This is a genomic window from Geoanaerobacter pelophilus, assembly GCF_018476885.1.
Classification (GTDB): Bacteria; Desulfobacterota; Desulfuromonadia; order Geobacterales; family DSM-12255; genus Geoanaerobacter; species Geoanaerobacter pelophilus.
Genome location: NZ_JAHCVJ010000002.1, coordinates 121,538 through 137,227, shown reverse-complemented (window position 1 = coordinate 137,227; position 15,690 = coordinate 121,538). Strand labels below are relative to the sequence as shown.

General features: G+C 55.8%; 6 protein-coding genes. 2 read left to right on the top strand and 4 right to left on the bottom strand.

The features are described 5' to 3' along the window. Positions 1-89: 89 nt before the first annotated feature. A complete protein-coding gene (locus tag KI809_RS05990) occupies positions 90-470 on the top strand; it encodes a hypothetical protein (RefSeq protein ID WP_337833281.1) in 381 nt (126 codons plus the stop codon). Positions 471-513: 43 nt separating this feature from the next. Here the strand turns inward: KI809_RS05990 and KI809_RS05985 are convergent, their stop codons facing one another. The 4 genes from KI809_RS05985 to KI809_RS05970 form a co-directional block, all read right to left on the bottom strand. Beyond that, a complete protein-coding gene (locus tag KI809_RS05985; RefSeq protein WP_214170635.1) occupies positions 514-945 on the bottom strand; it encodes an archease in 432 nt (143 codons plus the stop codon). A 2-nt stretch (positions 946-947) separates the two neighbouring features. Beyond that, on the bottom strand, positions 948-2,405 hold the full coding sequence (locus KI809_RS05980) for an RtcB family protein (RefSeq protein ID WP_214170634.1): 1,458 nt from the start codon (positions 2,403-2,405) through the stop codon (positions 948-950). Positions 2,406-2,597: 192 nt separating this feature from the next. After that, positions 2,598-9,383: a fibronectin type III domain-containing protein gene (locus tag KI809_RS05975; RefSeq protein ID WP_214170633.1), complete on the bottom strand. Its 6,786-nt coding sequence runs from the start codon at positions 9,381-9,383 to the stop codon at positions 2,598-2,600. A 38-nt stretch (positions 9,384-9,421) separates the two neighbouring features. Beyond that, the gene (locus KI809_RS05970) at positions 9,422-14,068 is read right to left on the bottom strand and encodes a CxxxxCH/CxxCH domain c-type cytochrome (RefSeq protein WP_214170632.1); all 4,647 of its coding nucleotides are present in this window, start codon (positions 14,066-14,068) and stop codon (positions 9,422-9,424) included. A 617-nt stretch (positions 14,069-14,685) separates the two neighbouring features. On the opposite strand from KI809_RS05970, the gene KI809_RS05965 reads away from it, so the two are divergent. After that, complete coding sequence (locus KI809_RS05965) at positions 14,686-15,648, top strand: hydrogenase small subunit (RefSeq protein ID WP_214170631.1); 963 nt, start codon at positions 14,686-14,688, stop codon at positions 15,646-15,648. The last annotated feature ends 42 nt before the right edge of the window (positions 15,649-15,690 follow it).

Genomic DNA, 15,690 nt, shown 5'->3' with positions numbered 1-15,690 from the left:
AAGTAATGCATCTTGTATCATTTCCTCAACCGTGATAAAGAACCGGAATGCTCCCGGCTAACGGGAAATTGAGACAGGAGGAATGTTCAGTGAAAAAGCCTCAGATCATCTTCAAGTACCTGTTTGCAGAAGATTATAACCCGGTTTACGTTAACGGCGCGCATGGAGGCGTTTCGCCGCGTGGTGAACTGGTAGTCCACTTTTACCTGGAAAGGTCCGGTATCCCGGTGGCAATCACCCAGGAAATCAATGCGAACGGGACCATTGGCGCGGTAATCGACGAAGTCCCGGCAGATTTCAACCAAACCCTGTATCGGGCGGTTGAGTCAGGCATAGTGCTGAATTATGAAAGTGCCCGCACCATTCATGGCTGGCTCGGAGAGAGGATCAAGGAACTTGAGGCGCTCCAGCAGGCCAAAGAATCGATGCAGTTCACCGGAGCTGATCCCGCAAAGGATATCACTCACTGAACCTGTTGTCTGGTGGAAGCCTGTTTGAGGCTTCCACCACCTTTCATATGTCCAGCACAACCGTAGTTTTCCATACTCCCCCGGTTTTAACGACTTCAAAGAGATGCAAGGTAACTCCTTTCACGTCAACCTGTAACGGATGTCGTCCCGGATCGATCTTTTCCCCGGCCAGGGTCACTGCCAGTTCCAGCATGCCGTTTTCGTCTTTTATGGCAATGTTTATCACTCGCAGCAAGAGGCGATGGGTGTCCTTGATAAAGACCAGCTCCCCGAGAAAGTCAAAAAGCAGCATGTCGACAGCATCGTTTTCCAGTACCAGGGTCAAGGTCTCGCGTCGTGCAACCGTGGTCACGTCTGCCACCATTACGTTCAAGGTTGCTTCAGCTGCCTCGACAAACATCTCTTCCATAGTCGAGCCCCATGCCTCAAAGGCGATGTCGGCAGTGGCTACTGTTTCGAGAAAGCGGTACGGCATGGCTACCCCTTGATGTTGCCCATAGGAAGCAGTTTGACGATTCTTTTGCTGAGCCCTGCGAGTTCGGTGACAGCAGCCACTTCATCGATATCCTTGTAAGCTCCTCCAGCCTCTTCTGCCAATCCCCCCAGTGAATCGGTCATTATATAAATTCCCCGTTGTTCGAGCTGTTGCTGAAGTCTGTCTCCGCGGAACAGCTTCTTTGCCTGGTGACGGCTCATGGTCCGGCCACTGCCATGAGCCGTGGTGGCAAAGGTTGCATTGCTGCCCGTCATTCCGGAAAGCAGATATGATCCGGTCTCCATGCTCCCGCCAATAATAACCGGCTGCCCACTTTCCCGGTAACAAGCGGGCAGTTCCGGCGATCCTGGCCCCAGTGAGCGGGTGGCGCCCTTTCTGTGGACCAACAGTTCGCGGGGGGCACCGTCTATCAGATGGCGTTCAAGCTTTGCCGTGTTGTGGGCAACATCGTAGAGCATCCGCAGCCCCAGATCGAATGGATCGCGATGGAAGATGTCACTGAACACCTCGCGAATGCGGTGCAGGATCATCTGCCGGTTGGCAAAGGCCATGTTCACGGCGCACTTCATCGCTGCATAATAATCCTGGCCTTCCGGGGAGCGGAACGGGGCGCAGGCCAGTTCCCGGTCGGTGACGGATAGTCCGTATTTGGGCCCCATGACCTTCAGAAACCGCTGGAGGTAGTCAGTGGCAATCTGGTGGCCGAAGCCGCGGCTGCCGCAGTGGAACATGATGACCACCTGGTTGGGGATGGTGATGCCGAATGATCGGGCAATTTTCTGGTCTAAAACATTTTCCGGGCGAGCTACCTGAATCTCGCAGTAGTGGTTGCCGCTGCCGAGAGTCCCCAACTGCTCCAGGCCGCGCTCAATCGCCTTGTTGCTGACCTTGGCGCTGTCGCCACCGGTAAAGCATCCCCCCTCTTCGGTCAACTCCAGGTCTTCGGCAACGGCATACCCTTTTTTCAGGCACCAGCGCGAACCTTGTTCCGCAATATGCCGGAACTCGCTTTCCTTGACCTTCAGGGTGCCATGACAGCCAACACCGGTAGGGATTCGCGAAAAAAGCCGGTTGACGAGATCGTGCAGCCGCGGCCGAACCTCTTCTTCAGTCAGGTTTGTCAGCACCAGCCTCATGCCGCAATTGATGTCAAATCCTATCCCTCCGGGTGAGATCACCCCACGTTCGGGATCCATTGCCGCCAAACCTCCAATGGGGAAACCGTAACCCCAATGGCCGTCAGGCATGCAGTAGGAGTAGCCGGTAATTCCCGAAAGGCAGGCGACATTGGCGGCCTGTTCGAAGACTGCATCTTCCATGGCGTTGATCAGTTTTTCTGATGCGATAATCCGGGCAGGCACCAGCATCCCTTTTTTAAAGGTGACCGGCAGTTCCCAGGTGGTGGGGGAAATGCGGATGAGATCTTTGGGGAGTGGCATGGTTCGCCTCCTTTATATCATAGACATTCTACCTGAAAAATGAACAACGGCAGCGGAATGTTCACTTACAGTAGCACAAAAGCTCAATGGCGATGCCGCGGGATGGAGAGGCGCTGCAGAAGGATGGGGTAAGAGGCCCGGCGAGGATAGCAGACAGTGCAACGCTCAGGTTGCACTGTCTGCGAACATCAGCTAATTGGCAGTCACAGTAATAATCATGCTCTGTTCCACAGAGTTCCCCACGATATCGCTGACCCTGATGAGGACATTCTTTGCCCCAAGTTGGGCAGAGGTCGGTGTCCAGGAGACGAGGCCGGTAGTAGATACCGTCATGCCTGACGGCGCGGTCAAGAGAGTATAGTAAAAGCTGTCCCCGCTGAAAGGGTCGCTGATAGTCATTTGGTAATTGTATGCTGTCCCTTGACTGGCAGAGGTTTGCGGTGTCGAGGTGATCACAGGGGCATGGCTTGCCTCGTTAGGGCCGTAGGAACAGGTTGTCTTGGCATAAGGCAGAGTGGTCACGCTCTGTTCGGCGCTGTATGGCGAACGCTCGGTCCCTCTGTAGGAACGCACCCTGTAGTAATAGGTTTTTCCAGGTCGCAGGCCGCTCCGGTCGATATATGAAGTTTCATCGCCCTTGGTGATAGTTGCGATATTCGCCCAGCGACCGGAAGCCAGCTTAGTTTCAATCTCGTATCCTTCAGGGAGAGCACAACCGGACGGGATACAGACTGATCCATCGTAGGTCCATACCACTGTGACACTTGTCGGGTTTGCCGGAGTCAGTGAAGAGATGGCAACGTTCCCCAGAGTGAGGGTTATCACCGTTGCCTCGCTACTCGGTGTGGAGTAAAGGCCCGATGTATTCCAGGCCAGGACCCGGTAGAAATAGGTTGTGCCGGCCTTGAGCCCAGTATTCTGGTAGCTGGTGCCGGACTGTTCAATAACCAACTCCCAGTTGCCGCTTCCTTCCTTGCGTTCCAGCCGGTATTTCGTGGCATTCAGACTGGCGTTCCAAGTCAGATCCACGCGGGTATTGGATATGGCCGTTGCCGTTAATGCGACCGGTGCGGCCGGGGTCGTTGTGGTCGATTGCACGTTACTCGCCGTTGAATAGCCGTTAACGATATTCTTCGGCGAAACTCTGTAGTAGTAGACGGTTCCCGCCAGAACAGAGGTGTCGCAGTAGCTGGCAACATCCTTGAGAGTGCTGAAGGTCGTCGGCCAGGTGGTGTTGTCAAGGCTTCTCTCTATACGGTATCCTTCGTTGGCAGCCACATTGTTCCAGCTGAGGCAGATGTTGCCTGCCGTGATGCCGGAGAGCGGGTTCAGTGTCGGCGTGGCGAGCAGGGTGGTCTGGGTGGCCGGAGTGGTGGAGTAAGGGGAATCCCCGGAAGCGTTATAGGATCTTGCGCGGAAACAGTAGGCCGAGCCGGTGGTGAGGCTGCCGATGGTTACCGTGACGCCTGCTAGTGGATTTTCGGTGATCCCGGTCCAGTCTTCAGCTGAGCAACTTGCCGCTACCCTCGGTTTATACTGGTATCGGTAGCCGGTGGCACCGTAACTGGAGGACCAGGAGATGGTGACCGAGGTAGTGGAGGCCGGAGTGGCGGTCGGAGTGCCCGGCGTCGTCGGGATGGTGAGCGCGCTGGGGATTGCGCTGGTCCATATGGAGTTGCCGTTGCCCCATACTGCCTGGACCCGGAAAAAGTAGGTCGTGCCGCCGATCAGTCCAGGCACGGTACGTGACGTGACATTACCGGAGAAACTCCCGGGGCTGGTAAAAGTGCTGGCGGTGCTCCATTGGAGAGTGTAGCTGGTGGCTCCGGCGACTGCGGGCCACGAAACGTTGACGGTAGTCTGGGTTGCCCCTGACGCCGTGATGTTGGTAGGTGCCTGCAGGTAGGTGATGACGCGTGGCGCGGATACTCCGGCATTGTTGAACGCCTTGACTTGATAGCAATAGGTTGCCCCGGCGGTCAGCCCGGACGGGGTGTAGCTGTAAGTAGTGGCGGCAATGGTGCTCGGGGTGACGGCTGACCAGTCCTCAGTGGCACAGTCGGCTCCGGCCAGCTGCTTTTGATAGAGGTAGTAGCCGGCTTCACCGGGTACGTTTTCCCAGTTGATGACGCCGGCAGTCACGGTCATGGTGGCCGGGGTCCTGGGGGTGGTAGTGGCGTAGATCTCGTTGCTGTAGGCTGAGTAAGCCGACGTGCCGATCTTGTACCTGACTCGATACTGGTAGGTATTGCCAGCGGTCAGCGCCGGGGTGCCGTCGAGGTAGGTTACCGTGTCAGGGGCGAGCGGCATCGGCGTGGTGGTCAGGGTGGTCCAGGCGGTCCAGCCGGTCGGCGGGCTGGCCGGACTCTCTTCCTGGTTGTTCAATGTTCGTCGCTGGATCTCGTAACCGCTCTCGCCGGTGGCGTCGGCCCAGGTGAGTTGGATAGCAGTGGCCGATTGCGGAACAACCGATGACAGGCTGGTCGGGTTGACCGTGGTAGTGGCCGGCGTGGCCGTGGATGTTGAGCTGCTGAGGCCGTTATAGGCATAGACCTGGAAGTTGTAGGCAGTGGCCGGGGACAGTCCGGTAACGGTATAGGTGATGGTGTCCTTGGCAAGGGCCAGGTTCAGCCGCACTCCGTCCTTGATGATGTCGTAATTGGTTTCCCCGAGGATATCAGTCCAGGTGAGGGTTACCGAGTTGTTGGAGATGTTAGAGGTGGTTGGCGCAGCCGGTGTGGGAAGTACGGTAGTGGCTGTCCGCTCCGGAGAGCTGAAGGTAGAGTTGGCGCCAGTCAAAAGCCCCTGCATCCGGAACTTGTAGCTGCGGCCGGGGATGAGCGAAGTGACATTCCCGGAGACCGAGTTGGTCGCGAAGGCGGTGACGTTCGTCCATCCTCCCCAGTAGGCGCCGTTGACATCGGCGCAGGAGACGGGGTCGGTATTGGTGCAGGCGGCGTAGGATGCCTGGTAGTTTGATTCGTTGCCGTTGGGGCTGTTGTTGGTATCGGTCCAGCCCAGGGCGACCGTGGTGGTGTTAGTGCCGGTTGCCGTATTGAGGGTCGGCGCCTGGAGCAAGGTGGTGGCCGACACCTCGGCGCTGTAGGCCGAGTCGCCGGAAGCATTGCGCCCTTTCAGGCGGTAGTAAAACAGGGTGCCGGAGTACAGCCCGGTGTCGTTGTAGGTGATGCTGTTCTGTGCCAGGTTGCTGCCGACCTGGCTCCACGTTCCCCCGGTGCCGGTTTTGCGCTCCAGGATATACGCCGTTTCGGTTGCCAGATCGGTCCAGGCGAGGTTGATCTGGCTTGACGATACGACCACGGGGGCACTCATCACCGGTACTGAGGGGAGCGATTGCTCGATGTAGGGGGAGTCACCGACAGCGTTGGACGCCTTGATGCGGTAGTAGTAGACCGTGCCGCCGGTGAGACCGGTGTCGCTGTGGGTGGTTACATCGGCAGCCTTGGAGGTCAGGACTGTCCAGCTACCGGCAGCGCCGACCTTGCGTTCGATGGTATAGCCAGTCTCGCCGAAAACATTGGTCCAGGAGAGATTGATCTGGGTGGCAGAGACGGCAGTCAGGGTCAGCGGGGCCGGGGCGAGCGGCTGCGTGTCGGTCTGCACGTATTTCGTCTCAGTCTCCCCGGCATAGGCGGTTACCCGGTAGCAGTAGCTGTTTGTCGGGGTGACGGTACTGTCGGTGTAAGTGACCTGGTTAGCTAGCGGGCTTGCCAGCAGGGAGAAGGATAGGGTCGCTGAACTGCATGCCTCGGCCTTGCGGTAGATCCGGTAGCCGTCCTCCGCCAGAGAGTTGTCGCTCCAGGTGAGGGTGACGCTGGCGTTGGTGGTGGCGGTTGTTACCGGGTAGGGGGGCTGGAGGGTGGCACCCGACATCTTGAAGACCAGGTAGTCGGCATTGAGTGACTCGTTTTCGCTGTAGCCGGCCATGAACGCCTCGCCCAGGCGGTTGACGGCAACCGAGGATGCTTCGGCCATATACCCCTCGGTGTTTGGGTCTGTTGTCCACTCCTCTATGCTGGGGATCGCAGTTCCGTCGAGGATTGTCCCATCACTTTTGATTCTGAATGCCAGGGCTGAGGTGTTGGTCCAGTCGGTTGTGCTTCCGGCGACAAAGATATTGCCCGAGAGGTCCGTACTCATCGATTTCAGCTCTTCGTCGGTATCCGGCCTCAGGATGGTTTTCGACCAAACTTCATCACCGTTTGCGTTGTAACGGATGACATGAAAATCATCATCGTTGTTCCGGGTAGTTCTCGTTCCGGCTACTGTTACGGACGATCCGTCGATGGGGTCGACCGATATCGCGGCCGCCCAGTCGTTGCCGTGCGCCGGCCCGTCGTATGGATTCCCCCAGAGTCTTCTTTTAGGTGCTACATTGGCCCCATCGTACTTGATGGTGTAGAAATCCCGACCGTTGCTGGCGGTGGTGACAAAGCCGCTCACATACGGATTGCCGGCCGGGTCGATGGCCAGAGCCAACCCCTGATCATCGCCATAGCCGCCGTTATAAAGATCTTCCCAGATCTGCGCGCCGGTGGCGCCATTGTATTTTGCGGTATAGATGTCGAAATTGCTGCCGTTATGGCTGGTCCCGGTAATGAAGATGTCGCCGTTTTTGTCAAAGACAACAGCCGAAGGGATATCGTCTCCCAACTTGTCGATGATTACCGGGATCCATGCACGGGTGCCGTTGGCTAGGTATTTGATGAGATAAATATCCTGATTGTTCCGGGAATTCCTGCCGTAGCCCACTACCGCAATGTTATTGTTGGCATCGGCGCTGGATGATATGGCCGTGGCCCGGTCATCGATTCCTCCCGGCCCGTTGAACTGGTCCTCCCAGGCAAAGTCCTCTCCGGTGGACGGGTATTTAATGGTGAAGATGGAGTTGATGTTGCCGCCGGCCTGCGCTAAGAACAGTTCGGAGTGTCCTGAAACCAGGACATCATTGTTTTGGTTGATAAAGAGGCAGGTCGGCACGTCCAAGCCGTTCTGGGCGCTGTCGTAGCGGTCGTTCCAGAGCTGGCTGAGCGACCGGTCGAACTTCATGGTGAGGTAATCGAGTCCGCCGCCGCTGCCCGGGACCCCTTCAATCATCTCCTTGCTGTCGCTGTATCCGGTCACGACCGGATTATTGTCCGGTCCGACTGCTATTACTTTGGCAAAGTCGTCGCCGTTGTAAGTGCTGTCAAAAATATAAGGAGTTGTGTTCGGGATAAAGTTGATGTACTGCGCGATGGTCCGGGTCGTGTTGCTGAAATGGGAGGAGTTGTTTGCGTTGAATGCCCTGACCCGATAGTAATAGAAGGCATCGGCAGTAATGGTGGAGTCGGTATAGCTTGTCGAGCCCACTGGCAGCGGATCGATCGGCAAGTCGGCGAAATTGGTGCACCCCCAGCCGGTACAGCGCTGAATGATGAACCCGGTCTCAACAGAGTGCAGGTAATCCCATGATAAGGTCACGGAGCTGTTGCTGGTAAGGGTGGCTTTAAGGTTGGTCGGAGGATTGATGAGATCCGGATCGTATTTGACCACGTGGTAATCAAGGCCTGTGACCGCTGAGTCGGTCCAACCTGCCACCAACACGTTGCCTGCGGGGTCAATCCCGATCCCTATGGTGCGGTCGTTCCTGCCGCTGGAGACATCCATTCCGACTTGCCATAGTTCGGTCCCGTCGCTTTTTCTGTATTTGACGGTTTGATAACTGTCGTTGTTATTGTTGGAGATTGTGTAGCCGGTGACAAACAGGTCCCCGCTTTCATCTACGACGATCCCAGTGGCTGAAGCGATATCATCATTGCCGTTGTAAGAGTTGAAATTCTTCTCCCAGGCGATGACCGGGGTTTTTACCTGCGGGTCGGCGGGATCGACATATTTTGCCGTGTAGAAGTCGTGCTTTGCATTAAGTGTCCAGGTATATCCGGTGACATAGACTCCGGAAGCGTCAACAGCCAGGCCGGTAGGCTCGTCGTCAAAGGCGCCATTGAAGACCTGCTCCCATATTACATCACCGGTCGTGGCAGAGTATTTGGCTGTGTAGATGTCCTTGTCCAGATTGTTGACTGTTACCCCGGTGACAACCACGTTGCCGAGCGGATCAAAAAGGACCTGCTCGCCCATATCATCCTTGCTGCCGCCCTGTGCCGAGGTTGCATAGCGCTTCTGCCATGATGTCTCTGCTGCGATGTCGTAACGTATCGTCAGGATATCGTAGTCGCTGCCGTTCCAGGAGCGGCCGGTAACAGCAACCTTGCCGTTCCTGGCGGCAATAGACTCTGCAATGTCGTCGCCGTTGGGGTGCCCATAGATAGCTGTCCAGTTGGGGGTATTTGAGTTGTCGATCCGGCCGTCTTTGGGGTATCTGAGGATAATGTAGTCGAGGTTGCCCTGGCTGTTCTGGGTATAGCCGGCAACGAATACATCGCCGTTCTCGTCGGTGGTCACCGCCATGCCACTGTCTATGCCGCCGGCTGCTCCGTCGTAGGTATGCTGCCAGATGACGGTGCCGTTGGCTCCGTTGTATTTTATGGTGTGCATGTTGTTGTTGGTGCCGGTTGTGCCGTCAAGGACACGACCGGTGACAATGATGTTGTCATCCTTGTCCACAGCGATGGCATTGGCCTGATCACTGCCGCCGATCTTGTCGAAGTGGGCCCGCCAGGCAACGCCGCTACCATCGGACTTGAACTTTACCGTCCAGAAATCGTTGTCCGTGTCTCCGTTAAGATTGCGATAACCGGTGACGATGACATTGCCGCTGGAATCTACTACGGAACGGCGAGCCTCCTGCTTGCCGGCCTGGGAATCCTGACTTTGCCAGATGACGTCACCCCCGGCCGCGAAGAGCTCGCCTGCCCCGATGGCCAGAAACGATGCTGCGGCTATGGCCGGCAAGAGGAGTGACCGCAATCCTCTTAAGATGGTGCGGCAGGTTTTTCTATGATCAAGTAGGTTCATTGGCGAGCCTCCGGGTGTATTGGATGCAGTCACGTCGTTTACGGCACTGTCGGCCATGGTGTCTTCAGGTTCCAGTAGTTTTTATTCGGCCAGGTCCCGCTGGTGTGGCAAGCGATGCCTGCCTCATAGGTGGCGGAGTTGCCTAGCAGATCGCCGTTCGGGTACCCTCGATACTGACCATGGCTCCCCGCATACGAGACTTGGCTGCTGGCCTTCCAGGGAACCCCTCCGGATGCCCGGTTGCCTCGGTGCTGGTAGTCGAGGCAGTTGGTCTGCATCAGCCGTGGCAGGCCGGAGTTGTGCGGCTGGTGGCACTTGGAGCAGGTGTAGTTGTGTTCAGTGTTGGCACCCCAACCCTTGACCGATTCGTGGATCCGGTCGATGCTTTTCCACCCCTTGTCCTTGTTTATGCCATTGGTAAGGCTCGACTTGGCGTGGCACTGGAGGCAGAGCCCGGCAAATTTGCTGTCGTCCTCACTGATTTTTCCGCCGGCTCCGAAGGTGTTCCGGTCGATTCTGTGGTTCGTTATCGGGGTAACGGATGGATACCAGTTGTACTGTCCCCACGAGAGTGCAGTTGAGGAGGCCCCGGACGGATCCGGCGGCGGAGAGTCCTCCTTGTACGGAGAGGTCATCCAGGTTCCCTTCAGAAGCGGCACTGCATAGGCCTGGTCGGTGCCGAACGTTGGCGAGACCCCATGCGGGTCATGGCATGCGGCGCAGGTTCCACCGATTGTGTCGGCCGGCGTAGTCGCCAGGGGTGAGGATGCCTTCATGTGCCCGCCGACAATGGTTGCCTTGGTGGCCCGCTCGCTGAACCGGGCTGTTGACCCCTTGGTTCCCTGGCCGAATTTCGGGGTGTCTTTATAGCCCATGATTGCTGCCGTGGCCCCGAAGGTTGACTGGTAGCCCCACGGCGTAGTCCCGGCGTTCTGGGTCAGGTGACAGTCAAAGCATTGCCCGGCACCGGCGCTGTAGGGGTTGATCGCCGCCAGGTTTTCGTTGGAGGACGCTTTGTAGCTCATTGTATAGCCGCCCTTGCCCGCCTGGGTCTCTTTCAGGTTGCCGCCGTTCTTGGTCCCGTTAAAGGTCTCGTAGCTGGTGGTGTTGCCGGTAACCTTGGAGCCGTGCGAGCTGTGGCAGTCGAAGCAGGTAACGCTGTAGCTGCCATTCCTGCTGTTGCTGATGGTGGAGTCGGTACCGGTGGTCGCGCTCCAGCCGCCGGCATTGGCCGTAGCATTGCCGTGTGCCGAGAACGCTTTGGCTACGCCGTACTTGCCGGTGGTGTTGTACTGGCTCCACCGGGCGCTGCCAGTCTGGGAGTAACGGGCATCGATACTTTTCTTATCCCAGGCGTACTCTCGCGGTGTCCGACAATCGCCAAACGGCTGGGTGTCGTTGTTCTGGTCGCTATGGCAGGAGATGCAGTGGGTGTTCAGTTTGGTGACCTCTTTCCTTGAGGTGGAAAGGACTGCAAAACTGACTTTGCTTGCCAGGAACTGGATGGCTGTGGATTTGTTCTTGTATACTGCCGGACGGAACCGGGCACCCCATACCACCAGGTCGACTTTGGCGTTCTTGACGGTGGAGTGGTTCTTGTAGTTATACCCCTCGTGATGCCGGACATCGATCAGCCCTTCCGGCGTTGCTTCCCAGTGGCAGGCATAGCAGTGCTTGTTGTTGACCTCAACCCCCTGGACGTGGTGCGAGTTGGCCTTCATCTGGCTCATGACGTCCATTCGCAAGCCGATCGCGCCGCCGTGGCACTTGGTGCAGTCGCGCGGGAGACCGAATCCGGAATGGCGTGGCACTGGTTTGTTCAGATGACAGGCGTTGCAGCTCTGCTTGTTGCCGTGACTGTCGCTGAAGCGGTGTTCGTGGCAGGTAGTGCAGACGCGGCTGGAGTTATGGCCATCGCCTCCATCACTCCGGAAATGTTGACTTCCGGAAGAGTGACAGACATTGCAGATGCCGTCGTATTTGCCTTCACTGTTCGGGACGATCCGGGCATAGTCAAGGCCGCTCTGCTTGCGGGTGAAACTTACGGCGGCCCTTGTTAGCGGCTTGCCGAACTTGCCGTCAGTGGTGGTGGCGACCATGCTCTGGATCATATAAATATTCTTGTCGCCATGCGGATCGTGGCAGTCCCAGCAGAATTTACCGCCCTTGGTGACCCCAGTGTCCTGCAGGGTCTTATAATGCTTGTAGCCGAAATGGGCCGATGTCGCCCGCGCCTTCTTCGGCTTGATCCATCCGGTTCCCGGGTTGAAGCCCAGCGAATATTTAAACGGGTCGCTGGAGGTGTGGCAGTTCACGCACTTGTCGCCACTGTCGTCGTCATGGCACTTGAGGCAGACACCCATCATAACGTACTGGTTTTTGATGTCGTCTTTCTGGGCTTTGCTCCAGGTGCCGGCGTTGCTGTTGTGCCCCTGATGGGCTCCGCTGGTGAACAGCCCACTGTCCGAAGTGTGGCAGGTAATTGCGCCATCAACCCCGTTGATGCAGTTGGCGGTATATTTGTGGTTCGTATAGCGGGTTTCAGTGGAGCCGTTGGCCAGTTTAAAGCGGATCCCGGTTGTCATCGCCTGTGGGGCCAGCGATTCCGTCTGGTTCACGTGACAGCCGACGCACTCGCTGCCGTCGGCGGTCCACTCCATGTGACAATAGACGCACTCCTTTTCAAACCGATTTTCAAACTGACTGTGGATCCTGAGCCGGAATGGGTTGCTGCTGTAATTATGGAAGACTCTATTGTCATGGCAATACCAGCAGGGGTTTCCGGGGAAGTTTGCTGCAGGGTTTCCTGACGAGGGATAGCGTCCTGAGGTTGAATACCGGCCATGACCGGTGTTTGCCCATTCGGTAAGATTGATTTTTGCCTGAGTGCCGTTGAAAATCGCGCCGAAGTCGTCAACGTCGGCGTTGGTCGTCCCATGGCAGCCTAGGCAGATGATGGTGCCATTAACTGTTTCGCCCCATACGGGGTCTGTTCCCATGTTGATGTGGCAGCTCGTGCCTGAGCAGGTCTTGGTGTCTTTATTGTAACTCCCGCCATTCTTGAAGGAGACATCGAGGATACGGTTGACGTGTTTGTTGCCGTTCAGGTGGGCGACTTCGTTCATGGAGCCGGTGGTGTGCGGATGACATCCCGTGGCATTGCAGCTGTTGTCAGCCTGTTTGATGGTAAGGTAATGGCACAAGTCACAGGAGAAGTTGGTTTCTATGTGCCTTGTGTGTGAGTTGGCCCGTGTCTGGCCGGCGCCCGCGTTCACGAACATCGGAATTGCTGATTTCCATTCTTCGCCGCGTGGCCATTGATACTCATTGGTAGTACCAGGCTTCAGGAATTTGGACGGCAGGGTCCAGATCTTACCGGTGCTGTCGGTCCTGCCGTCATGGCAGCTGGTGTCACTGCACGACTCGATGGGATGGCCATGGCACGTGTTGCATTTGGTCTGGGGTTCTGTCCACGAGAACGGTCTGACCGATGCCGGATTCGGGCTGCCGTCACTATGGCAGTAAACGTTGTAGCATTTCTTGGTCGCCTGCTCGTAACTTGCTTCGTCTTTCCCGACAATGTTCCACTCCGGAGCCATTTTTACATCTTTTACCCCATTGACGTGTTTTGTCTTGTCTGAGATCTCTCCTGCCGTATTGACGGTGTTGTAGTGGCAGTAATAGCAGGAGTATTTCCTGATCCATTGGGGGCCGACAAGCCTGCCATGGCCATTAGACGTCATGTTGAGGTACGGGGAGCAGATCTGGGTGTCGCTGTTCCAGGTCCCGCCGCTTGAGTAGCAGTTGAACTGTTTATTGTCGACGGATCTTCCTTTATGGCAGGAAAAACAGGCTGTTGTTTTGGTGGAGGACCAGGTGATGGGCATGTTGGGGCCATGTCCCTGACCGTCGTCATGGCAGTAAATGTTGCTGCAGCTGCCGTTTCGAGCCGGATGCTGGCTGGGAAGATAGTTCGGGTAATTTACATCGCCATTATAGCTGCCGCCACTGTTCGGCGGGGTGTTGAATCCGACAGTGAGAGACCGTTCCCCGGACTCAAGGGGATGCGTGATCGGGTTCAGGTCATTTCGGTGGTCAGGATGGCATTTGATGCAGCTTCCAGTGCCGGTGCCGTAATAATCGCCATGCTTCTTGCCGTGGGCACCGTCTTTGGGGGGAGCGTCATGGCAAGAAGCGCAAGTATCGGCAGGTAGATGGTCACCCCAGGTCGGGGTTGGCGCTTCGAAGTGGCAGTTCGCTCCGCTGCATGCTGCCGCAACGGGCTCCGGAGTCTGAGGGAAAACGATGGCAGCGTCGTTTGAAGAAAGATTTTTGTAAACCGTCCTTTTCGGGGACTTGTTAACCTTGGCATTGAGCGAGATTACACCATTGCGGTGCCCGCTGTAATAGGTAGAGCTTCCGGAGTGACATTTTTCGCAATTGGAACTTGAAGAGTTTTGCGGGAGATGTTTTCGGTGGCTACCCCGAAAAGCACCTGTTAGCGGGTTTCTTTCACCAGAGGGGTCATCCAGCGGGCGGATGTCGGCAGGCTGTTTGTTGCCGTGACAGCCATAACAGTCGATAGCCGCTTGTGCCGTTGCCGGGCGCATAAAGATAAACGTTGCAACCAGAGCCATTATTATAAATGAGCAGGAGTGATACCCGCTCCTTGGCCAACGGTTCATGGTGCCTCCTTGATGCAAGCTTTTGGTGGGTATTCAGTTGTAGATGTCTTTCACATTTATAAGCTCATCCTGTATCTGCGCGAATGCCCGGCAGACGCTGGAGAAATTTTCCAATTGTAATGGTAAGTCCGGTCGTCCAGTAGTTAATGAATTTATTAATAGTTAGGCATGCAATATTATTACCATATAATTATATGTAGCTAATATTAGTAATTACGATAACTTGTGCTAATAATATAGTTTTAATTATTGAGGGTGGTTGCTTTTTACCGTGGGGTAAGCCAAATGGCGCATGGTTTCCCGCTCGCTTTTGTCATGTTTTTCTTAATGATTTTGCAGGAGTTGGCTAGAGTTGGGTGTGCCGGATAATAAGCCTGTGGGGGCTGCGGTGGTATGGAAATTGCGTTCAAGAATAAAATTATATAATTATTCGCCTTTAATTGTAAGTTTGTAACAGATAGTCTCATGCCAATGACAATTTTAGCCTTGCCGGCTGGCAGTCATCTGGTTCATGCCGGTCATATGAGGGAAATTCACCGATCGATTGCAGGATAGATTCACGTTATTTAACGTAACCGGATTCTGCGTTATGCCTATCTTAATGAAGGAGAGTGAATATGCATGAGGATAATCGAGGCGAAGCCGATCTTGATTTCGCGCCACCGAGAAAAGGGATTTCGCGTCGCGATTTTCTTAAATATTGCGGCTTAGTAGCAGCTGCTCTCGGGCTTGATGCAACCTTCATCCCCCGGATTGCCCAAGCCTGGGGTGGTACTCGTCCTCCTATAATTTGGCTCCAGTTTGCAGAGTGTACTGGATGTACCGAATCTTTCCTCCGTTCGACCAACCCTTTTCTTGATGACATTATTTTTGGAGCCGCTTCACTGGAATACCATGAAACCCTCATGGCGCCTTCAGGTCAGAACGCCACCCAAAACCTGCTGAATGCAGCTGCAAATTACCGGGGACAATTCATCTGCATCTGCGAAGGAGCCATTCCTACGGCAGACAATGGTGTCTATGGCATGATCGGCGGCAAGACCATGCTTCAGATAGCCAAGGACATCTGCCCAAAAGCCAAAGCAGTTATCAGCTTCGGCGCCTGTGCGTCTTTCGGCGGTGTTGCGGCAGCAAACGGCAATCTCACCGGTGCAAGGGGGGTCCATAAGGCGCTCGGAGGGTATCCTACAATCAACATCCCCGGTTGCCCGCCCAATCCGATCACACTCGTCGCGACTCTCACCACTTACTTGCTTAACGGCTCTTTCCCTCCGCTTGATGGCTATGGCCGCCCCCTCTTTGCCTACGGGACCACTAACCACGAAAACTGTGAACGCAAACTCTCCTGTTCTGCCAAATGCCTGTACTATTACGGCTGCAGAGGGAGGACAACCTATAACAACTGCTCTTTGGTGAAGTTCAATAATATTGTGAACACTCCCGGTTCTCCTGACGGGTGCTGGCCAGTGCAGGTCAATGCCCCCTGTTATGGGTGCAGCGAGCCGCGTTTCTGGGACCGCAGCAATTTCTTCTTATATAACGGTCATTACATTAATGCTTGTGAGCCAGTAGGCCCATGAAGCTTAGTTGCTTCTGAAAGAGCTCATTAAGGAGACCCAGTT